This is a genomic window from Pseudomonas wayambapalatensis, from assembly GCF_049942315.1.
In the GTDB taxonomy this organism is placed as follows: domain Bacteria; phylum Pseudomonadota; class Gammaproteobacteria; order Pseudomonadales; family Pseudomonadaceae; genus Aquipseudomonas; species Aquipseudomonas wayambapalatensis.
In genome coordinates this window covers 26,340-46,238 of record NZ_JBNFMU010000234.1, presented here as the reverse complement: position 1 = coordinate 46,238, position 19,899 = coordinate 26,340, and the positions used below count along the sequence as shown (strand labels likewise).

Here is a 19,899-nt window from a genome sequence, read left to right as displayed (position 1 = left end):
TGCGCCTTAGACCGCGGCCAGCACCAGGTGCAGGTAACGGGTAAGGATAGCGAGCATCTGCCCATCGGCCTGGGCATTCGCTTCTTTGAGCAGCCCTTGATATTCCATCTGCTCGATGATGGCCGTCAACACCAGGGCGTCCTGCTCGGGCTGGCGCGAGCCGACCACCTGAAGCATCTGCCGCGCGCCATGCAGCAGGATCTGCTCGTGGGCCCGCACCAGTTCGGCCAGGCGCGGGCACAGCAGCGCCTCCTGGCGGAAGGCCTGCTCGGCCATGAGGAAGTCGCGGCGGTTGTACAGCTGGCGGGTGACGTAGTCGGCGGTCATGCGCGCCACTTCGTCGGCAAGACGTGCACGGGACTGCGGGCTGCCGTCGCCCTGGGCCAGCAGCTGGCGCAGCACAACCTCGGTGTTGGCCCACAGCTTGGCCATGTAGGCGGCGCTGCGCTCGACGTACTGGGCGAAGGTATCGGTGAGCAGGTCTTCGATATCCTTGAAGTAATAGGTGGTGGCCGACAGCGGCACCTCGGCCTCTGCCGCCACTGCACGGTGGCGCACACCGCGCACACCGTCGCGCACGACGATGCGCATGGCGGCGTCGAGAATCTGCTGGCGGCGTTGCTCGCTGCCCTGGCGACTGGTCTTGCGACCTTGGTACTGCACGCTCTCGGCGACGGCGTTGGCTACGCCGGCGGCGCCTTGCTGGGCGTTTGCGGGGGGCACGGTGGGGACCTCGGAGTCTGTCTAGGGGATGTTCATTGTCTGTCCCGCGATAGGGCCGGTACAGACACTACACAGCCAAGCAAGAAAAAGCCGCCCCTGGAGGCGGCTTTTTCAATTCACTCAAGCCTGCGGACGCATGTGCGGGAACAGGATCACATCGCGAATCGACGGCGAGTTGGTCAACAGCATCACCAGGCGGTCGATACCGATGCCTTCACCGGCGGTCGGCGGCATGCCGTATTCCAGGGCACGCACGAAGTCGGCATCGTAGTGCATGGCTTCGTCGTCACCGGCGTCCTTCTCGGCAACCTGCGCCAGGAAGCGCTCGGCCTGGTCTTCGGCATCGTTGAGCTCGGAGTAGGCGTTGGCGATCTCGCGGCCACCGATGAACAGCTCGAAGCGATCGGTCACGGCCGGATTGTCGTCGTTGCGACGGGCCAGCGGCGACACTTCGAACGGATACTCGGTAATGAAGTGCGGCTGCTCCAGCTTGTGCTCGACCAGCTCTTCGAAAATCATCACCTGCAGCTTGCCCAGACCTTCGTGCCCCAGCACCTTGGCACCGGCTTTCTTGGCGATGGCGCGGGCCTTGTCGACGTCCTGCAGGTCGGCGGCAGTCAGCTCGGGGTTGTACTTGAGGATCGAATCGAACACCGACAGGCGCGCGAACGGTTCGCCGAAGTGGAATACCTTGTCGCCGTATGGCACGTCGGTAGTCCCCAGGACCAACTGCGCCAGCTCGCGGAACAGCTCCTCGGTGAGGTCCATGTTGTCGCGGTAGTCGGCGTAGGCCTGGTAGAACTCGAGCATGGTGAACTCGGGGTTGTGCCGGGTCGAAACGCCTTCGTTACGGAAGTTGCGGTTGATCTCGAAGACCTTCTCGAAACCACCGACAACAAGCCGCTTGAGGTACAGCTCCGGCGCGATGCGCAGGAACATGGCCATGTCCAGGGCGTTGTGGTGGGTTTCGAACGGCTTGGCCGCAGCGCCGCCAGGGATGGTCTGCAGCATCGGCGTCTCGACTTCGAGGAAGTCGCGCTCGATCAGGAATTTGCGGATATGCGAGATCACCTGAGAACGCACACGGAAGGTGTGGCGGGTTTCCTCGTTGACCATCAGGTCGACGTAACGCTGGCGATAGCGCTGCTCGGTGTCGGTCAGGCCGTGGTGCTTGTCAGGCAGCGGACGCAGCGACTTGGTCAGCAGGCGCACGTCGGTCATCTCGACGTACAGGTCGCCCTTGCCCGAGCGAGCCAGGGTGCCTTCGGCGCTGATGATGTCGCCCAGGTCCCAGGTCTTGACCGCGGCAAGGGTTTCTTCGGGCAGGGTCTTGCGGTTGACATAGACCTGGATGCGCCCGGTCATGTCCTGGATCACCATGAACGAGCCACGGTTGAGCATGATGCGACCGGCAACCTTGACCGGGATCGCGGCTGCTTCCAGCTCTTCCTTGGTCTTGTCCGCGTACTGTTTCTGCAGGTCGTTGCAGTAGCTGTCGCGACGGAAGTCGTTGGGGAAGGCGTTGCCCTTGGCACGCTCGGCGGCAAGTTTTTCCTTGCGCAGGGCGATCAGGGTGTTTTCTTCCTGTTGCAGGTCTTGCGATTCGGTCTTGAGGTCGCTCATGTCGTCATTGTTTCCATCAGGTATTCGGTGCCCCTGTCGGGCAGGGCACGCGATACGGGCCCATGGCCTCGTATCGCGGCGGTGGTGTGCGGTTTACAGCCCCTGCTTGAGGCTGGCTTCCAGGTACTGGTCGAGGTCGCCGTCGAGGACCTTCTGGCAGTCACTGCGCTCGACACCGGTACGCAGGTCCTTGATACGCGAGTCATCGAGTACATAGGAGCGGATCTGGTGACCCCAGCCGATATCCGACTTGCTGTCTTCCAGCGCCTGCGAGGCGGCGTTGCGCTTCTGCATTTCCAGCTCGTACAACTTGGCCCGCAGCATTTTCATGGCGGTATCCTTGTTGGCGTGCTGGGAGCGTTCGTTCTGGCACGCCACCACGGTATTGGTCGGCACGTGGGTGATACGCACCGCCGAGTCGGTGGTGTTGACGTGCTGACCACCCGCGCCGGAGGAACGGTAGGTGTCGATGCGCAGGTCGGACGGGTTGATCTCGATCTCGACCTTGTCGTCGATCTCGGGCGAGACGAACACCGCCGAGAAAGAAGTGTGGCGACGGGCACCGGAGTCGAACGGACTCTTGCGCACCAGGCGGTGCACGCCGATTTCGGTACGCAGCCAGCCGAAGGCGTACTCGCCCTTGATGTGCACGGTGGCGCCCTTGATACCGGCGACTTCACCTTCGGACAGCTCGATGATGGTGGCGTCGAAACCGCGCTTGTCGGCCCAGCGCAGGTACATGCGCAGCAGGATGTTGGCCCAGTCCTGCGCCTCGGTGCCACCGGAGCCGGCCTGGATGTCCAGGTAGGCGTTGTTCATGTCCATTTCGCCGCTGAACATGCGACGGAACTCGAGCTGGGCAAGGTTTTCTTCCAGGCCTTCCAGTTCGGTCACAACGTCGCCGACGGCAGCTTCGTCACCTTCCTCGACCGCCATGTCGAGCAGGTCCTGGCAGTCGCCCAGGCCGTTGGACAGCTTGTCGAGGGTCTCGACCACTTGCGCCAGCATGGCACGTTCGCGGCCCAGGGCCTGCGCGTACTCCGGCTTGTTCCAGACGTTGGGGTCTTCCAGCTCGCGGTTGACTTCGATCAGACGATCAGCTTTGTGATCGTAGTCAAAGATACCCCCGAATGGACTGGGAACGTTCGGTGAGGTCCTTGATGGTGTTCAGGATCGGTTGGATTTCCATGGCTTCTGGCTACTCGCACGAATTCGGTGAAAAGCCCGCGAGTATAACCCAGTCCGAGCCACGGCGGCAGACCCGTCGGGCGCCGCACTTCGGCAAAAGCGATCAGCACCGAACGCTGGCAGGGGGTAACGAGCGAGCGCGGGAACGTCGATTGCAAACCTCTTCGACCTAGTATTTTTGTCAGTAGATAAGTACCACAGCCTATGCACTAATGAGCTTGCAGGCACCACCAACATTTAAGGTCAGGCGCAGTTGCGCAAGGAGACATACAATGAACAGTGTAACTAAACCAGCGAATGAAGAAGATGTATACAACCCCCCTGAGGTTCCGGACTTCAAGGATAACAAGATCTATTTGGATAAGTTGGGAGAAGAACTCAAGGTCACCTTCGAGTATGACGACATTGCGGAAGGCCACACAGTAGGCATGCGCTGGCGTGGGAATGCGACGTACGACCTGCCTCTGCAGAAAGTGAAAGATGAGAAAGTCATGACGTTCGTCATTCCTTATGGTGTGGTCAAAACAGACCTCGGCAACAAATGGACATCAAAACTGACGGCCAGCGTAGGTATTCCTGGGAAGCCGCTGTCGATCAGCAAAACACTCGAAGTCCGGGTTTTTGAATCAGAAGATAAAAAATCTTAATACCCGGAGGGCACAACAAAGTCATTAGCCTGCTCACCCTCAACTTTATTGCGCCCTTCTGATTTCGTGGAGCGCTGGCGTACACGCCAAACTAACGTCAGCGTCACCATGACCGCTTCTATCTCACGAACAAGGAAGTCATGATGATAATGCCAGTAAAGCCATGTACTTACCGCATAGGCCCAAGTGCTCTGTTGTTGGCGCTGCTGGCGATGACCGCTTGCCAGACTCACCAGGCAGAAACACCTGCGGTGGCGGCGATCCAGTCATCGACTCAGGCGGCGACCCAACTGGAACTGTACCGCCCGCGCTTCCCCAACTCCGGTTCCAGCACCGTGGATGTCGATGCCATTGGCGATTCGGTCACCGTCAGCTTTCTCTACAAGCCCATGACGCTGAACGATACGGTGGGCATGCGCTGGAAAGGTCGCAGCGAATGGCTTGCAAAAACTCAGGTCGTCAAGACCCCCAATGTACCGCTGATGTTCCAGATTCCCAGAAGCGAAATCGCCAAGGATATTGGAAGTACCGCCGTGGTCACGGGCAGTGTCGGTGTCGGCGGTAATCCGCTGCTCATCTCGCCGCCGTTCAACGTTCGGGTGACACAAACCGGTACCGACCCCGGTTCAAGAATTGCCGCTAATCTGAATGCTCGTTACAACGCCAGGGAAAATACTTGCCCGGGAAATCTGCCTGCCTACTACTGTAATGGCATCATCATTCGCTCAGTGGACGACGGCCCCTTCAACCCGTGGGACCCGAGCCCATCCGCAATTAAACTGGGTGCCGTGTCCTTCTCTTACTTTCGCGTCGATTCCGTTGTGAGCAATTTCTACCGGGATGCAGGCTTCATCTTCCTTCCGCAAGCCGAGGCTGCCGCACAAGGCAAGGGTATGGAGTACCTGTGCATCTACGCCTATGATGCAGCGACGGCAGTCGGCGTTCGCTCTGGCAAGGGCTGTGGCCTGAAACCGCGAAGCGTGGCAGCGGCAGACCTCAGCACCTGCGCCAGTGTAAACGTGACAACGGAGGCCACCTGGTATGCGTACTCCAGCAAACTGCCCGACCGAAACTATCAATGCTCACTGAGTACCCAGAATGCCGCACAGTTCGCGATCAGCTACAAGGTACGCAGCAATCCACCGCCGAACATCAAAGCGGCCTGGAATGAGTTGATGGTGAATCTTTGGCCGCAGAACTATGGTGCCCAGCTGCCAATCGAGGCGTTCTTCTACAAGGTCGGCAACACCGCTTCGCTCAACAATGCCAAGTCATTCCAGACCAAGTTCAAGGCCAACACCGGGATATGGGTACCGGTAGTGGCGCTGAACCTGCGACAGCTCACCCACTCACCGTTCAGCTACAACAAAGCCGATCAGGCCGTTCAGCCTTGAGGGCGGGCAGGTGCAGATTCATTTCATGCAGAACCGCGTCATGCAATGCCAACCTGGTTACGCCCACTGTTCTTGGCCAGGTAAAGCCCCTTGTCTGCGGCAGAGATCAACTGCCGGCAGTGACTGCCCACCACCGGTGTCTGGGTGGCCAATCCGATGCTTACCGTCAGGCGCGCATCGGACTGGGGGGCATTGTGCGGAATATTCAGGGCGAGCACGGTCTGGCGCAGTTTTTCCGCAATCAGCCGTGCACCACCCGGCGAGGTGTTGGGCAGCACCAGAGCGAATTCCTCGCCGCCATAGCGCGCCGGCAGGTCGCTTGGGCGCGAGCAGGAGCCGCGGATTGCCTCGGCCACCTGGCGCAGCGCTTCGTCACCGGCCAGATGGCCGAAGCCGTCGTTGTAGGCCTTGAAGTAGTCGACATCGATCATCAGCAGCGACAACTGCTGCTGCTCGCGCATGGCGCGGCGCCACTCCAGTTCCAGGTATTCGTCGAAATGGCGGCGGTTGGACAGCCCCGTCAGGCCATCGGAGTTCATCAACCGCTGCAGCATCAGGTTGGTGTCGAGCAACTGCTGCTGGCTGACGCGCAGGGCGCGGTAGGCCTCGTCACGCTGTAGCAGGGTGAGGTAGGAGCGCGAGTGATAGCGGATACGCGCCACCAGCTCGATGGTGTCCGGCAGCTTGACCAGGTAGTCGTTGGCCCCGGCGGCGAAGGCCGCACTCTTGACCAGCGGGTCTTCCTTGGTCGACAGGACGATGATCGGGATATCCTGGGTCGCCGGGTTGTTGCGGTACTCGCGCACCAGCGTCAGGCCGTCCAGACCCGGCATGATCAGGTCCTGGAGGATCACCGTCGGCTTGATGCGCATGGCCTGGGCCACTGCCTGGTGTGGATCGGCACAGAAGTGGAAGTCGATGTTCTCCTCGTGGGACAGCCCACGACGCACCGCCTCGCCGATCATCGCCTGGTCGTCGACCAGCAGGACCATCGCGGCGCTTTCGTTGATCGTCGTGAAACCATCGATCGGTAGGTCATTCATCCCTATTCACCAGGTCACTACCGGCCAGGCGGCGTGACTCAATACATATCGTCATTTCGGAAAGATTTCCATAAGTCGCCCGGCAATTCGCTCCAGCGGTCGTATCTCGACTGCCGCCTGGATCGCTGCGGCGGCCTTGGGCATGCCATACACCGCACTGCTTTGCTGGTCCTGGGCGATGGTCAGGAAACTCTGCTCGCGCATCAGCTTCAGCCCCTGCGCGCCATCGCGGCCCATGCCGGTGAGCAGCACGCCCACCGCATCGCTGCGCCAGAAGCGCGCCACGCTCTCGAAGAACACGTCGATCGAGGGGCGGTAGATTTCGTTGACCGGCTCGGCGGTATACGCCAGTTGGCCATTCTGCAACAGCCGGATGTGGTGGTTGGTGCCTGCCAGCAACACCTGCCCCGGCTGCGGTGGTTCACCCTCACGGGCCAGGCGTACCGGTAGCCCGGACACACCGCTCAGCCATTCGGCCATGCCGGCGGCGAACACCTGATCGACATGCTGGACCAGCACGATGGCCGCCGGAAAATCCTGCGGAAGCCCCTTGAGCAGTACCTCAAGCGCGGCTGGCCCGCCTGCGGACGAGCCAATGGCCACCAGGCCGCAACGACGCGCTAGATTGCGGACCGGCGCCGCCACGGAGCGGACTGCGCTGGAGCGCTGCTGGCCGATCAACCAAGCGATGTTGAGGATCTTGCGCAGCAAAGGCGCCGCCGCCTCCCGGGCATCGCCCGCACCCAGTGCCGGCGTATCGACCACATCGAGGGCGCCGTGGCCCATGGCCTCGAACACCCGGTGCACATTCTGCTTGCGATCCACCGTGACGATGACGATGGCGCAAGGGGTTTCGGCCATGATCCGGCGAGTCGCCTCCACGCCATCCATCACCGGCATGATCAGGTCCATGAGGATCAGGTCCGGCGTCTGCTCGGCACACTTGTGCACGGCTTCGACGCCATTGTTGGCCACCCAGATCACTTCGTGCGCGGGCTCGAAGGCCAGCGCACGGCGCAGGGCCTCGACAGCCATGGGCATGTCATTGACGATGGCGATCCTCATCCCTGGGCTCCTCCGATCAACTCCACCACCGCATCCAGCAACGCATCGTCATGGAAGCTGGCCTTGGCCAAATAATAGTCGGCGCCGGCATCCAGTCCACGTCGGCGGTCCTCTTCCCGGTCCTTGTACGACACCACCATCACCGGCAGCGATTGCAGGCGACTGTCGCGACGCACCAGGGTGACCAGTTCGATACCGTCCATGCGCGGCATGTCGATGTCGGTGATCAGCAGGTCGAAGTCTTCGCTGCGCAGGGCGTTCCAGCCATCCATGCCATCGACCGCCACCGCTACGTCGTATCCGCGCGTACCCAGCAGCTTGCGCTGGAGCTCGCGTACCGTCAGCGAATCGTCGACCACCAGGATGCGCTTGCGCACCACACCCCGGCCCGCCCGTGCACCGCGATCGATACGCTCCAGGCGCCCGGTGCTCAACAGCTTGTCCACCGAGCGCAAGAGGTCTTCGACATCGATGATCAGCACCACCGAACCATCGTCGAGCAAGGCGCCGGAGGAAATGTCCTGGACCTTGCCCAGACGCGGGTCGAGCGGCATCACCACCAGCACCCGCTCGCCGATCAGGCGCTCCACGGCCACGCCGTACAGTTGCTCGCGCTCACGAATGACCACCACGCGCAGGCTGTCCGCCTCCTCCTGCGCGGCCGGACGGTTGAGCAACTGGCTCGCGGCGACCAGGCCGATGTGGCGGTCCTCGTGCCAGAAGTGCTGGCGGCCTTCGATCTGCACGATGGCCTCGGCCGGTACGTCGAGGGTGCGTTCGATATGCGCCAGCGGGAAGGCATAGGCTTCGCCACCGACCTCGACCACCAGGCTGCGCACCACCGACAGGGTCAGCGGCACCTCCAGGTGGAAGCAGCAGCCCTGCCCTGCCACCTGAGTGAGCTCGATCGACCCGCGCAGTTCGCGCACCATGTGCTGCACCGCGTCCAGGCCGACCCCACGGCCAGACACCTCGGTGACCTGGTCACGCAGGCTGAAACCGGGCAGGAACAGGAAGGTGAGCAACTCGGCCTCGCTCATCTGCGCCACGGTCTCGGCGGGCGACAGTGCCCGCTCGACGATGCTGCGGCGCAGGCGCTCAAGGTCGATACCCGCACCGTCGTCGCTCAGTTCGAGAATCAGCAACCCGGCCTGATGCGACGCGCGCAGGCGCAGCGTGCCGTCACCGGGCTTGCCCGCCAGCAGGCGTCGCTCGGGCTGCTCGATGCCATGATCGACAGCATTGCGCAGCAAGTGCGTGAGCGGCGCCTCGAGTTTTTCCAGCACATCACGGTCGACCTGAGTCTTCTCACCCTCGATCAGCAGCCGCACCTGCTTGCCCAGGGAGCGCCCGAGGTCGCGCACCATACGGCTCTGCCCGGTCAGCACATCGGCGAAGGGGCGCATCCGGCAGGCCAACGCAGTGTCGTACAGCAACTGCGCGCGCTGGCTCGCCTGCCAGCCGAATTCGTCGAGGTCGGCAGCCTGCTGCTGGAGGATCTGTTGGGTTTCGGCGAGCAGGCGCTGGGTCTGGGCCAGGGCGTCGAGCACTTCGGCGCTCTGGCCGCTGCCTTCGAGCTGGGTCTTGAGCCCGTCGAGGGCGCGCATACCCTGGCCATGCATGCGCTTGAGGCGCTGCAGGCTGGCGAGATAGGGCTTGAGCCGCTGGGTTTCCACCAACGACTTGCTCGACAGGTCGAGCAGACTGTTCAGGCGATCGGCGGTGACCCGCAGCACGCGCTCACCGCCTTCGCCTGTGCGCTTGCCGCTCCTGGGTGCGGGAGCAGGCTCCACTTCCGGCTCAGGCTCCACAGGCATCGCGGGCACTTCGGGCGGCATCGCGAGAGGCAAAGGTTCAGCCGATGCGCCGGCAGCGTCCAGCGCAGGCGCCGAAGGGTCGAGCAACATGGCCATCTGTACCAGGAACGCCGGCACCGCCGCCTCGCCCTGGGTGTCCCCGGGCGTTGCGATGCGCATCAGCAGGTCAGTGCCCTGCAACAAGGCATCGATGTGTTCGGGGCGCAGCAACAGGCGCCGCTCCTGGGCCGCGACCAGGCAATCCTCCATGACATGGGCGACGCTGACACCGGCATCGATGCCGACGATACGCGCCGCGCCCTTGAGGGAGTGCGCCGCACGCATGCAGGCTTCCAGCTGATCGCCCTGGGCCGGATTGCGCTCGAGGGCCAGCAGCCCGGCACTGAGCACTTGGGTCTGGGCCTCGGCCTCGAGACTGAACAGCTCGAGCAACGATGCGTCGCGCATTTGCTCCGGGGTCATGACAGGCTCCGCTTCACGGCAGACAGGAGGTGTTGGTCATCGAGTACGCGCACACTGCGGCCACGCCACTGCATCACCGCCAGTGTGAAATGGGCCGTGTCGTGCTCCTCGTGCAGGCGCGAAAGGTCCAGGCGATGGATGCCGTCGATCTCGTCGACCGGCAATACCACCGGCCCACCTTCGGCAGCCAGGATCAACATCCGCGGCATCACCCGCCCACTGCGCTCCTGTGCTGGCGCCAGCTCCATGCCCAGCAGGTCAGCGAACGACAGGCACGGCACCAGCGCACCCCGCACGTTGGCGACCCCCTGCAGCATCCGCGAGCGCTGGTGCGGCAGCGAGTGAACGGCTTGCAGCGGCGCGATTTCCGCCAGGCAGGCAGTGGCCAGGGCCAGCCATTCCTCGCCCAGCCTGAACAGCAGCATGGAGCGACCGGCAGTGCCCTGCTCCACCTGCGCCATCTCGACATGCTCGTCCTGCAGCAAGGTGTAGCGGTCGAGCAGGCGGGTAGCCGCAGCGGCATACACTTCGCAATTGCGGCAGTGGATGTGCCGGTCCAGCAGGGGGCATTGCTTGTCGCCATGGACACCGATGCGATTCCAGCAATCGTCGATATCGTCATGGTCCTGGGCGATCAGGTCCATCGAGTAGGCACCGCTCATCGTTCAGACTCCCTGCCCGCCCGCGCCGCCCTTTCCTGCAGACGCCGTGCCCCTGTGACATCCCCCTGGGATGCCAGCAGAGTGGCCAGGTGCAGCAGTGCCTCGGTGTGCTGGGGCTCCAGGTACAGGGCCTTGCGGTAATGCTTGAGTGCTTCGCCGGCATCGCCCTGGGTATCGCTGAGCAGCCCCAGCCAGTAGTAGACCTGCGCCTTGGGCTCGAACAGACGCAAGTAGCGCTCGCAACTGGCGCGGGCCTGCTCGCTGGCCCCGGCATTGGCCTGACGGGCGATGGCTGCCAGCAGTTCGGTTTCGTTCTCGTTCACGGTCGGCAACGCAACCGGCCTGGCGGGCGGGCGAGCAGCACGGGCCAGGGATGGCGCCACCACGGGCATGGCGACAGGACGCGGCGCAGCTACCGGCGGGACGCTGGGTCGTGCCGGCGGCACCGGGCTGACCGGCGGCTGCACGCCGACCTGGTCCTGACGCACATAGGCGAACGACTGCGCGATGCCGATCGGCCGCATGCCCAGACGCGCCAGCAAGCTGCCCTCGGCCGGGCCGATGAACAGCACGCCATCGTCGTGGAGCAGTTGCTTGAGCACCTCGAAGACCCGCTGCTGGGTGGGTACGTCGAAATAGATCAGCAGGTTGCGGCAAAAGACAAAATCGTAGACCCCCTTGCGGCTGCGCAGGGCAGGATCGAGCACATTGCCAGGCTGCAGGCTGACCTGCTGACGCACGCGCTCATGCAAGCGGTAACTGTCATCGGCGCAGTCGAAATGCCGCTCACGGAACGCCAGTTCACTGCCGCGGAACGAGTTGCGGCCATACACGGCCTGCTCGGCACGGGCGAGGGAACTGGGGCTGATGTCCATCCCATCGATGCGCACGGCCGATGGCGGCAGACCCGCATCGAGCAGCGCCATGGAAATCGAATAGGGCTCCTCGCCGGTCGAGCACGGCAAGCTGAGGATACGCAGCGGCCGTGATCCGGCCAGCTCGACCAGGCGTTTCCGAGCCAGCCCGGCCAATGCCGTGAACGACTCGGGGTAACGGAAGAACCAGGTCTCGGGAACGATCACCGCCTCGATCAACGCCTGTTGCTCACCGGACGATTGCTGCAAGCGCAGCCAGTAATCGTCGAGGTCACGCGCGGCGAGTGCCACACATCGCTGGCGCAAGGCCCGCTCGACCATCGGCGCGCCCACCGACTCCACATCCAGGCCGATGCGCTCCTGCAGGAAGCGGAAGAAGCGTTGTTCGATCATCCTGCCACCTGCGTGGATTGATCAGGGAACAAGAGCAGGCGCACGGCATCGCTCAACAGGTCGTCGACCTGGATGCGCTGCAACAGCCCCTGTGCATCCTGTCGCACAGGCCCCAGGTAACGCGCCTCGCCGTTGTCCACCCCGTAGGGCTGGAACTCGTCGGGTTGGCAACGCAAGGTGTTGGTCGCCTGCTCGAGCACCAGCCCCAGTTGCAGGTCAGCGCCATAACGCACCAGTACCAGGCGCGTACTGGTGCGCTGCGGCGCAGGCTCACCGAAGCTCAGGGACGACAGGTCGATGACCGGCACCAGCGCGCCACGATGCCCGAGGATCCCGGCGACCCAGGCGGGTGCCTGGGCGATGGGCTTGAGCGGACGCAACGGCAGCACCTCTATCACCTCGCGCACATCCAGGGCAAAGCGCTGTCCGCCGATATGGAACAGCAGGTACAACACGCCCTTGGCTTCGGCCTGACGCTGATCACGCGGTTGCAGATCGTTCATCACCGTCAGACTTTGAAGCGCGACACACCGCCACGCAGCCCGGCAGCCACCTGGCTCAGTTCGTCGATGGCGAAACTGGCCTGGCGCAACGACTCGACCGTCTGCGTGCTGGCATCACTGAGCTGAGCCAGCGCCTGGTTGATCTGCTCGGCGCCGGTGGCCTGTGCCTGCATGCCCTCATTGACCATCAGCACCCGTGGCGCCAGCGCTTGCACCTGATGAATGATCTGGCTGAGCTGCTCGCCGACCTGCTGCACCTCGAACATGCCACGGCGCACCTCCTCGGAGAACTTGTCCATGCCCATGACCCCAGCCGACACTGCGGACTGGATCTCGCGCACCATCTGCTCGATGTCGTAGGTGGCCACTGCGGTCTGGTCGGCCAGGCGACGCACTTCGGTGGCCACAACGGCAAAACCACGACCGTACTCGCCGGCTTTTTCCGCCTCGATGGCGGCATTGAGCGACAGCAGGTTGGTCTGGTCGGCGACCTTGACGATGGTCACCACCACCTGGTTGATGTTGCTGGCCTTCTCGTTGAGGATGCCCAGCTTGGCGTTGACCAGGTCGGCAGCGCCCATCACCTGGTGCATGGTTTCCTCCATGCGCGCCAGGCCTTGCTGGCCGGAGCCGGCAAGGCTCGAAGCCTGGTCGGCGGCACTGGTCACCTCGGTCATGGTGCGCACCAGGTCACGCGAGGTCGCGGCGATCTCCCGCGAAGTGGCGCCGATTTCCGTGGTGGTTGCCGCGGTTTCGGTGGCGGTGGCCTGCTGCTGCTTGGAGGTGGCGGCGATCTCGGTGACGGAGGTGGTCACCTGCACCGATGAGCGCTGGGCCTGGGCCACCAGGTTGGCAAGTGCCTCGCCCATTTCATTGAAGCCGTTCTCGATGGCGCCGAACTCATCCTTGCGGTCCAGGTTCAGGCGCGCACTGAGGTCACCCGAGCGCAGCTTGTCGAGGGCGTGCACGATGCGTTGCATGGGTGCGCTGATGGCGCGCATCAGCAGCAGGCCGCAGATGCCGGCGGCGACGATCGCCAGGATCAGCGAAACGATCATGCTGCCCTTGGCGGTGGCCACGGCGCTGACGATCTCGCGGGTGGCGGCATTGGCGGATTCGGTATTGCGGTCGATCACCGTGTTCAGGTGCTTGCGCCCAGCGGTCCAGGCCGGTGTCAGCACTTCGGCGATCAGACGCTCGGCTTCGGGGTAGTTCTTCTCGCGGTAGGCTGCCAGGACCTGGTCGACCACCTTGACGTAATCCTCCTCGAGGCGCACGAAGGTGTCGAAGGATGCCTGGTCCTGCGCATCCTGGATCGTGCCCTGGTAGTTGGTCATCTGCGCCCTGAGTCGGTCGTGGAAACCCTTGAACAGTTCGATATCGGCAGAGGTCAGTTCGCGATGGTCGGACAAGCCGACCAACTGCTGGCTGGCGACGTAGCTGTCGACCCAGGCGCTGCGGATCATCGAGCTGTAGTAGATCCCCGGAATGCTGTCCGTACCCACTGCCTGCTCACTGGCTTCGATGGTCACCAGGCGTGAATACGCCGCGACGATCATCAACAGCATGATGGCGATGATCACGGCGAAACTTGCCAGGATCCGTTGGCGCAAGGTCCAGTTCTTCACAATCAGCCCTCAGGAATTCTTCACGAGCGGGAAAATCGTCGAAGTATAGCCTAGCCGCCAGGCGCTTTATCGGTTGAATTGTGGAGTATTCAGGCATCCCTGCCGATTAAATGGCCAATCGCCACATCACTGCGCTGCAGCGTCCCGCACCTGGCGCTCCAGTTCCTCGCGCAAGTTCGGGTCCAGGCGCAACTGGCGGGCCAGTTCGTCAAGGTAGGCGCGCTCCATGAAGTGCTCCTGATCGACCATCATCACACTGGCCAGGTACATCTCCGCGGCCATTTCAGGCGTCTGCGCGGCACGGGCCACTTCGGCGGGGTCGAGCGGCTTGTTCAGCTCGGCATGCAGCCAGGCCTGTAGCTCGCGATCGTTGTCCAGGCGCACGAATTCGCCTTCGATCAGTTCACGCTCGCGCTCGTCGATATGGCCATCGGACTTGGCCGCCGCCACCAGCGCCTTGAGCACCGCCTGGCTGTGTTGCTCGGCCTGGGCCGGCGGCAGGCGATCGAGGGTCTGTGGCTCCTGCGCCGCAGCCTGGCCCTGGCGCGCCCGCCAGTTGCCATAGGCTTTGTAGGCAAGCACGCCAAGCGCAGCGAGGCCACCATAGGTAAGTGCCTTGCCACCGTACTTGCGCGCCTTCTTGCTGCCCAGCAGCAGGCCCATGGCACCGGCCGCCAGCGCCCCGCCTCCGGCACCGGAAAGCAGGCCGCCAAGGCCTGCCCCCTTGCCCTGGCCACCCCCGAGCAGGTCGCCAATACCGGGCACCTTGCCCGCCCCGCCCTTGCCCTGCTGGTTCTGCAGCAGCGACTGGCCGGACTTGAGCAATTGATCGAGCAGACCACGGGTGTTCATCTGGATGACTCCTGGACGGATAGGGAAGCTCCAGATTAGGCCCGCAGCCTGAATTCTCGCTTAATGCATTTGCTTCGGGATGTTGCATTAGTCTCGTCGAGCGTTTCCACCGTGCAGATCTGTCAATCCCGCAAGTCCGACTCATGAATCGGGTTGGCCCGGCTGGTCGCACGCTGGTACTGCGCAGGCCAGGTTGCCTTGTTGCCACCCAGGTCATCATCGGCATGCAGCGGCCAGTAGGGGTCGCGCAGCAGTTCGCGGGCGAGGAAGATCACGTCGGCCTGACCGGTACGCAGGATGTGCTCGGCCTGGGCGGGTTCGGTGATCATGCCCACGGTGCCGGTGGCAATTTCCGACTCTTTGCGTACGCGCTCGGCGAAGCGAGTCTGGTAACCCGGGCCGGTGGGGATCTCGGCATTGACCGAGGTCCCGCCCGAGGACACGTCGATCAGGTCGACCCCCAGCGCCCTCAGACGACGCGCCAGCTCGACCGTTTCGTCGGGGTTCCAGCCATCTTCGACCCAATCGGTGGCCGAGACCCGCACGAACAGCGGCAACTCCTGCGGCCACACCTCACGTACGGCCTCGGTCACCTGAAGCGTCAGACGAATACGGTTCTCGAAGCAGCTGCCGTACTCGTCACGCCGCTGGTTGCTCAGAGGTGAGAGGAACTGATGCAGCAGGTAGCCGTGGGCCGCATGGATTTCGACGACCTTGAACCCGGCCGTCTTCGCACGCTCGGCAGCCTGGACGAAGGCCTGGACGACGCCCTGGATTTCATCGTGGCTCAGCTCGCGCGGCGGCGTATGCTCCGGGTCGAAGGCGATCTTCGAAGGCCCGACCGGCTGCCAGCCGCCGTCCTCGATCTTGACGCTACCGTGTTTGCCCAGCCAGGGACGATGGGTGCTGGCCTTGCGCCCGGCATGCGCCAGCTGGATGCCCGGGACGGCGCCCTGGGAGGTGATGAAGCGGGTGATACGTTGCAGCGGGGCGATCTGGTCGTCGTTCCACAACCCGAGATCTTCGGCAGTGATTCTTCCATCGGCAGTGACAGCCACCGCTTCGGTGATCACCAGCCCGGCGCCACCGACGGCGCGACTGCCCAGGTGGACCAGATGCCAGTCGTTGGCCAGGCCATCGACGCTCGAGTACTGGCACATTGGTGATACCGCAATACGATTGGGCAGGGTCAGCTGACGCAGGGTATACGGCTCAAGCAGCAGGCTCATGAGGGGACCTCCCAAGGACTCCAATGGTGATCCGACCCGGACACTCGTGTGCGGCCGTGGCCCGGTATCGGTCTTTGTTGAGACTAGACCAGATTACCTTGGGGCGAAGTTCCGCCGGATGGACGCCCCGCGCTGACACCTGCCCCGTGTCAGCGCGGCTCCATGTGCGCGATCATCAACTGCACGCTTTCATTGCCGCGAAACTCGTTCACATCGAGCTTGTAGGCCACCTCCACCCAACGCACTGTCGGATTGGGCCAGATTTCGCGGTCGATGCCGAAAGCGATCCCATCAAGTTTCACCGAGCCGCACTCGCTCTTGAGCACCACTTTCAAATGCCGCTCCCCTACCACGCGCTGTTCGACCAACTGGAACACGCCATGGAACAGCGGCTCGGGAAAATGCTGCCCCCAAGGGCCGGCATTGCGCAGGGCACGAGCCAGGTCCAGATGGAATTCCTCGACCGCCAGGGTGCCATCGGACAGCAGGCGCCCGGTCAGGTCGTCCTCGCACAACTGGCGCCGCACCTCTTCGTCGAACGCATCGGCAAAGGCCTGGAAGTTGGCCTCCGGTAGCGACAAGCCTGCGGCCATGGCATGGCCGCCGAACTTGCTGATCAGATGCGGGTGGCGCGCGGCCACGGCATCCAGCGCATCACGGATATGGAAGCCCGGCACCGAACGCGCCGACCCCTTGAGCATACCCTCGCCCGCATCGGCAAAGGCAATGGTCGGCCGGTGGTAGCGCTCCTTCAGGCGCGAGGCGAGGATGCCGATCACACCTTGGTGCCAGTCGGCGTCGAACAGGCACAGTCCATAGGGCATGGACTCGACCGGCAAATCCTTGAGCTGGGCCAGGGCTTCACGCTGCATGCCCTGCTCGATGGACTTGCGATCCTGGTTGAGCCCGTCCAGTTGCCCGGCCATGTCCAGCGCCACGGCGGCGTCTTCGCACAGCAGGCATTCGATGCCCAGGCTCATGTCGTCCAGCCGACCGGCGGCATTGAGCCGTGGTCCGAGGATGAAACCCAGGTCGGTCGAGGTGATGCGGCGGTGATCGCGGCGCGCCACTTCGAGGATTGCCTTCAGCCCGGGGCGAGCGCGCCCGGCACGAATGCGCTCGAGGCCCTGGTGCACGAGGATACGGTTGTTGGCATCCAGCGGCACCACGTCGGCGACACTGCCCAGCGCCACCAGGTCGAGCAGTTCGCCGATGTTCGGCTGGGCTTGCGTCTCATAGCGGCCAAGGCTGCGCAGGCGGGCACGCAGGGCCATCAGCACGTAGAAGATCACCCCCACGCCAGCCAGCGACTTGCTGGGGAAGGTACAGCCTGGCTGGTTCGGGTTGACGATCGCATCGGCGTCGGGCAACTGCTCGCCAGGCAGGTGGTGGTCGGTGACCAGGACCTTGAGCCCGGCCGCCTTGGCCGCCGCCACGCCATCGACGCTGGAGATACCGTTATCGACAGTGATCAGCAGCTGTGGCTGACGCTGCAATGCCACCTGCACGATCTCGGGGGTCAGGCCATAGCCGTACTCGAAGCGATTGGGCACCAGGTAATCCACATGGGCCGCACCCAGCAGTCGCAGCCCCAGCACACCCACGGTGCTGGCGGTGGCGCCATCGGCGTCGAAGTCGCCAACGATCAGGATGCGCTGACGCAGGTCCAGGGCCTCGACCAACAGGTCGACGGCCGCCTCGATTCCTTTAAGTTGCTGGTACGGCAACAGGCGCGCCAGGCTCTTGTCCAGCTCGGACTCGCTCTGCACGCCGCGCGCGGCATACAGGCGGGTCAACAGGGGCGGCAGGTTACCGAGGAAGGGCAATGCCGATGGCAGGGGGCGGGGTTCGATACGCATGGGGTCTTCGGCGGTCAGATCGGATCAGGTCAGCCGCGCTCACCGAGCAGCCACTGCAGTTGGACTTCGTGCTGGCCACGGTCGTCGGTGACGAATACCGTGCCTTCACTGATCATCACATCCCATTTGATGGTACGCGGCATGTCGGTGGCCAGAACCTCCAGGACTTCCTGCGGAACAGCAGCGATACTCAGGTTTTTCAGGCCCTTGACCGCGCCGACCACCTTGTTCTCCCACACCCGCAAGCTGCCGTAGGCCAGCAGGCTGGTGCGCTCGGTGCGACGCGAGCACCAGGTCAGGCGCTCGGCGTCGGGCTGGCCGACTTCGATCCAGTGCAGGATGCGATCATCCAGACTTTTTTCCCACAGGGCAGCTTCATCGACATCCGACAGACCGCGGCCGAACGACAGGTTCTCGTTGTACCAAAGGGCGTAGGCCAGCAGACGGACGGCCATGCGCTCCTCAGTCTCCGACGGGTGACGAGCAATCGTCTGACGGACGTTTTCGTACACGCCGCGGTCGAGGTCGGTCAGATTCAGTTCGAACTTGTAGGTGGTGGAAGGCTGGGCCATGGGAAAGGGGCTTCTTTGGAGAAAGTCGCAGAGTTTAACCGATCCGAGTTTGTTGGGGTGGGTGGTTGCGCATCTGCGTGCACTGGACTCTGCCTTGCAACAGTATCTGCCATTGACCAGCTGTGATAAAACCAAGCCTCTTTTCTGTCGCCACGGACGCACCATGCCCACCCCCGCCAAACCCCTCGCCGGTCTGAAGGTCATCGAGCTCGGCACCTTGATCGCCGGCCCCTTCGCTTCGCGTATCTGCGCCGAATTCGGCGCCGAGGTGATCAAGGTCGAATCACCTGATGGCGGCGATCCGCTGCGCAAGTGGCGCAAACTGTATGAAGGGACTTCGCTGTGGTGGTTCGTCCAGGCACGCAACAAGCAATCGCTTACCCTCAACCTCAAGCACCCCGAAGGGCGCGAGATCCTCAAGCAATTGCTGGCCGGCGCTGACATCCTGATCGAGAACTTCCGCCCTGGCGTGCTGGAGAAACTGGGCCTTGGCTGGGACGTGCTGCATGCCCTCAACCCACGCCTGGTGATGGTGCGCCTGTCAGGCTTCGGCCAGACCGGGCCGATGAAGGACCAGCCGGGCTTCGGTGCAGTCGGCGAGTCCATGGGGGGGCTGCGCTACATCACAGGTTTCGAGGATCGCCCGCCCGTGCGCACGGGCATTTCCATCGGCGACTCGATTGCCGCCCTCTGGGGCGTGATCGGCGCGCTGATGGCCCTGCGACATCGCGAGGTCAATGGCGGTGAAGGGCAGGTGGTGGATGTGGCGTTGTACGAGGCAATCTTTGCGATGATGGAAAGCATGGTGCCGGAGTTCGACGTGTTCGGCTTCATTCGCGAGCGCACCGGCAACATCATGCCGGGCATCACCCCCTCCTCCATCCACACCAGTGCCGACGGCCGGCACGTGCAGATCGGCGCCAACGGCGATGCGATCTTCAAACGCTTCATGCAGGCCATCGGCCGCGACGACCTGGCCGAGGACGCGACCCTGGCCAGCAACGATGGTCGTGACCTGCGTCGCGACGAGCTGTACGGGGTGATCGACCGCTGGGTCAACAGCCTGCCGCTGGAACAGGTGATGCAGTCACTGAACGATGCCGGCGTGCCTGCCAGCCGCATCTATTCGGCCGAGGACATGTTCAGCGACCCGCAATTCCTCGCCCGGGAAATGTTCCTCCAGGCGAAACTCCCGGACGGCAAGCCCTTCAAGATGCCAGGTATCGTGCCCAAGCTGTCGCAGACACCAGGCTCCACGGAGTGGGTCGGGCCTGCGCTGGGGGAGCACACGGCGACGCTGCTCGCCGGGCTGGGCTACAGCGATGCCCAGGTGGCACGCCTGCGCGAGCAGGGGGCGGTCTGAT

General features: G+C 63.5%; 17 protein-coding genes. 3 read left to right on the top strand and 14 right to left on the bottom strand.

The annotated features are described in order from the left end of the window. Nucleotides 1-6 precede the first annotated feature (6 nt). The 3 genes from ACPZMI_RS23865 to prfB all read right to left on the bottom strand — a co-directional run bounded on the left by ACPZMI_RS23865 (nucleotide 7) and on the right by prfB (nucleotide 3,535). A complete protein-coding gene (locus ACPZMI_RS23865) occupies nucleotides 7-723 on the bottom strand; it encodes a TetR/AcrR family transcriptional regulator (RefSeq protein ID WP_426353200.1) in 717 nt (238 codons plus the stop codon). A 120-nt stretch (nucleotides 724-843) separates the two neighbouring features. Continuing rightward, nucleotides 844-2,346 carry a lysine--tRNA ligase gene (gene lysS / locus ACPZMI_RS23860; protein ID WP_054895070.1) on the bottom strand — a complete coding sequence of 501 codons (1,503 nt, stop codon included), beginning with the start codon at nucleotides 2,344-2,346 and terminating at the stop codon, nucleotides 844-846. A 93-nt stretch (nucleotides 2,347-2,439) separates the two neighbouring features. Then, nucleotides 2,440-3,535, bottom strand: a protein-coding gene (gene prfB, locus ACPZMI_RS23855) for a peptide chain release factor 2 (protein WP_186711318.1) whose coding sequence is annotated in 2 segments (ribosomal slippage) — nucleotides 2,440-3,462 and nucleotides 3,464-3,535 — 1,095 coding nt in all. Because the reading frame shifts where the segments join, the coding sequence is not laid out codon by codon here. A 271-nt stretch (nucleotides 3,536-3,806) separates the two neighbouring features. On the opposite strand from prfB, the gene ACPZMI_RS23850 reads away from it, so the two are divergent. Next, complete coding sequence (locus ACPZMI_RS23850; protein ID WP_186711317.1) at nucleotides 3,807-4,181, top strand: hypothetical protein; 375 nt, start codon at nucleotides 3,807-3,809, stop codon at nucleotides 4,179-4,181. Nucleotides 4,182-4,375: 194 nt separating this feature from the next. Further along, on the top strand, nucleotides 4,376-5,575 hold the full coding sequence (locus ACPZMI_RS23845) for a hypothetical protein (protein ID WP_426353199.1): 1,200 nt from the start codon (nucleotides 4,376-4,378) through the stop codon (nucleotides 5,573-5,575). A gap of 38 nt (nucleotides 5,576-5,613) precedes the next feature. On the opposite strand, the gene ACPZMI_RS23840 is transcribed toward ACPZMI_RS23845, so the two are convergent. From ACPZMI_RS23840 to ACPZMI_RS23790, 11 genes are all read right to left on the bottom strand, one after another. Beyond that, nucleotides 5,614-6,618: a response regulator gene (locus ACPZMI_RS23840; protein ID WP_186668676.1), complete on the bottom strand. Its 1,005-nt coding sequence runs from the start codon at nucleotides 6,616-6,618 to the stop codon at nucleotides 5,614-5,616. 51 nt (nucleotides 6,619-6,669) lie between these two features. Continuing rightward, complete coding sequence (gene cheB / locus ACPZMI_RS23835; protein WP_411383902.1) at nucleotides 6,670-7,683, bottom strand: chemotaxis response regulator protein-glutamate methylesterase; 1,014 nt, start codon at nucleotides 7,681-7,683, stop codon at nucleotides 6,670-6,672. Next, nucleotides 7,680-9,962 carry a hybrid sensor histidine kinase/response regulator gene (locus tag ACPZMI_RS23830; RefSeq protein ID WP_426353198.1) on the bottom strand — a complete coding sequence of 761 codons (2,283 nt, stop codon included), beginning with the start codon at nucleotides 9,960-9,962 and terminating at the stop codon, nucleotides 7,680-7,682. The genes cheB and ACPZMI_RS23830 overlap by 4 nt, the downstream gene beginning before the upstream one ends. Beyond that, the gene (locus tag ACPZMI_RS23825; protein WP_411383900.1) at nucleotides 9,959-10,624 is read right to left on the bottom strand and encodes a chemotaxis protein CheW; all 666 of its coding nucleotides are present in this window, start codon (nucleotides 10,622-10,624) and stop codon (nucleotides 9,959-9,961) included. The genes ACPZMI_RS23830 and ACPZMI_RS23825 overlap by 4 nt, the downstream gene beginning before the upstream one ends. Continuing rightward, nucleotides 10,621-11,892: a CheR family methyltransferase gene (locus ACPZMI_RS23820; protein ID WP_411383899.1), complete on the bottom strand. Its 1,272-nt coding sequence runs from the start codon at nucleotides 11,890-11,892 to the stop codon at nucleotides 10,621-10,623. Before ACPZMI_RS23820 ends, ACPZMI_RS23825 begins: the two co-directional genes overlap by 4 nt. Beyond that, nucleotides 11,889-12,395, bottom strand: coding sequence for a chemotaxis protein CheW (locus tag ACPZMI_RS23815; protein WP_186668686.1), 507 nt, complete (start codon nucleotides 12,393-12,395; stop codon nucleotides 11,889-11,891). The genes ACPZMI_RS23820 and ACPZMI_RS23815 overlap by 4 nt, the downstream gene beginning before the upstream one ends. A gap of 5 nt (nucleotides 12,396-12,400) precedes the next feature. Beyond that, nucleotides 12,401-14,023: a methyl-accepting chemotaxis protein gene (locus tag ACPZMI_RS23810; protein WP_186668688.1), complete on the bottom strand. Its 1,623-nt coding sequence runs from the start codon at nucleotides 14,021-14,023 to the stop codon at nucleotides 12,401-12,403. A gap of 126 nt (nucleotides 14,024-14,149) precedes the next feature. Further along, nucleotides 14,150-14,875 (bottom strand): tellurite resistance TerB family protein, encoded by a 726-nt coding sequence (locus tag ACPZMI_RS23805; RefSeq protein ID WP_426353197.1) that lies wholly within the window; start codon nucleotides 14,873-14,875, stop codon nucleotides 14,150-14,152. A 122-nt stretch (nucleotides 14,876-14,997) separates the two neighbouring features. Then, nucleotides 14,998-16,104, bottom strand: coding sequence for an NADH:flavin oxidoreductase/NADH oxidase (locus tag ACPZMI_RS23800; RefSeq protein ID WP_426353196.1), 1,107 nt, complete (start codon nucleotides 16,102-16,104; stop codon nucleotides 14,998-15,000). A gap of 149 nt (nucleotides 16,105-16,253) precedes the next feature. Beyond that, nucleotides 16,254-17,963 (bottom strand): single-stranded-DNA-specific exonuclease RecJ, encoded by a 1,710-nt coding sequence (recJ, locus tag ACPZMI_RS23795; protein ID WP_186668694.1) that lies wholly within the window; start codon nucleotides 17,961-17,963, stop codon nucleotides 16,254-16,256. A 29-nt stretch (nucleotides 17,964-17,992) separates the two neighbouring features. Beyond that, complete coding sequence (locus ACPZMI_RS23790) at nucleotides 17,993-18,535, bottom strand: YaeQ family protein (protein ID WP_186668695.1); 543 nt, start codon at nucleotides 18,533-18,535, stop codon at nucleotides 17,993-17,995. Nucleotides 18,536-18,698: 163 nt separating this feature from the next. Here ACPZMI_RS23790 and ACPZMI_RS23785 point away from each other — a divergent pair, with 163 nt between their 5' ends. Further along, nucleotides 18,699-19,898 (top strand): CaiB/BaiF CoA transferase family protein, encoded by a 1,200-nt coding sequence (locus ACPZMI_RS23785; RefSeq protein WP_186668697.1) that lies wholly within the window; start codon nucleotides 18,699-18,701, stop codon nucleotides 19,896-19,898. Nucleotide 19,899: the final 1 nt, after the last annotated feature.

What these genes read in the sequence shown, in the direction of transcription:
- lysS (WP_054895070.1), bottom strand. Translation starts at nt 2,346, where the DNA reads ATGAGCGACCTCAAGACCGAATCGCAAGACCTGCAACAGGAAGAAAAC.
- ACPZMI_RS23850 (WP_186711317.1), top strand. Translation starts at nt 3,807, where the DNA reads ATGAACAGTGTAACTAAACCAGCGAATGAAGAAGATGTATACAACCCC.
- ACPZMI_RS23840 (WP_186668676.1), bottom strand. Translation starts at nt 6,618, where the DNA reads ATGAATGACCTACCGATCGATGGTTTCACGACGATCAACGAAAGCGCC.
- cheB (WP_411383902.1), bottom strand. Translation starts at nt 7,683, where the DNA reads ATGAGGATCGCCATCGTCAATGACATGCCCATGGCTGTCGAGGCCCTG.
- ACPZMI_RS23830 (WP_426353198.1), bottom strand. Translation starts at nt 9,962, where the DNA reads ATGACCCCGGAGCAAATGCGCGACGCATCGTTGCTCGAGCTGTTCAGT.
- ACPZMI_RS23825 (WP_411383900.1), bottom strand. Translation starts at nt 10,624, where the DNA reads ATGAGCGGTGCCTACTCGATGGACCTGATCGCCCAGGACCATGACGAT.
- ACPZMI_RS23820 (WP_411383899.1), bottom strand. Translation starts at nt 11,892, where the DNA reads ATGATCGAACAACGCTTCTTCCGCTTCCTGCAGGAGCGCATCGGCCTG.
- ACPZMI_RS23815 (WP_186668686.1), bottom strand. Translation starts at nt 12,395, where the DNA reads ATGAACGATCTGCAACCGCGTGATCAGCGTCAGGCCGAAGCCAAGGGC.
- ACPZMI_RS23805 (WP_426353197.1), bottom strand. Translation starts at nt 14,875, where the DNA reads ATGAACACCCGTGGTCTGCTCGATCAATTGCTCAAGTCCGGCCAGTCG.
- ACPZMI_RS23800 (WP_426353196.1), bottom strand. Translation starts at nt 16,104, where the DNA reads ATGAGCCTGCTGCTTGAGCCGTATACCCTGCGTCAGCTGACCCTGCCC.
- recJ (WP_186668694.1), bottom strand. Translation starts at nt 17,963, where the DNA reads ATGCGTATCGAACCCCGCCCCCTGCCATCGGCATTGCCCTTCCTCGGT.
- ACPZMI_RS23790 (WP_186668695.1), bottom strand. Translation starts at nt 18,535, where the DNA reads ATGGCCCAGCCTTCCACCACCTACAAGTTCGAACTGAATCTGACCGAC.
- ACPZMI_RS23785 (WP_186668697.1), top strand. Translation starts at nt 18,699, where the DNA reads ATGCCCACCCCCGCCAAACCCCTCGCCGGTCTGAAGGTCATCGAGCTC.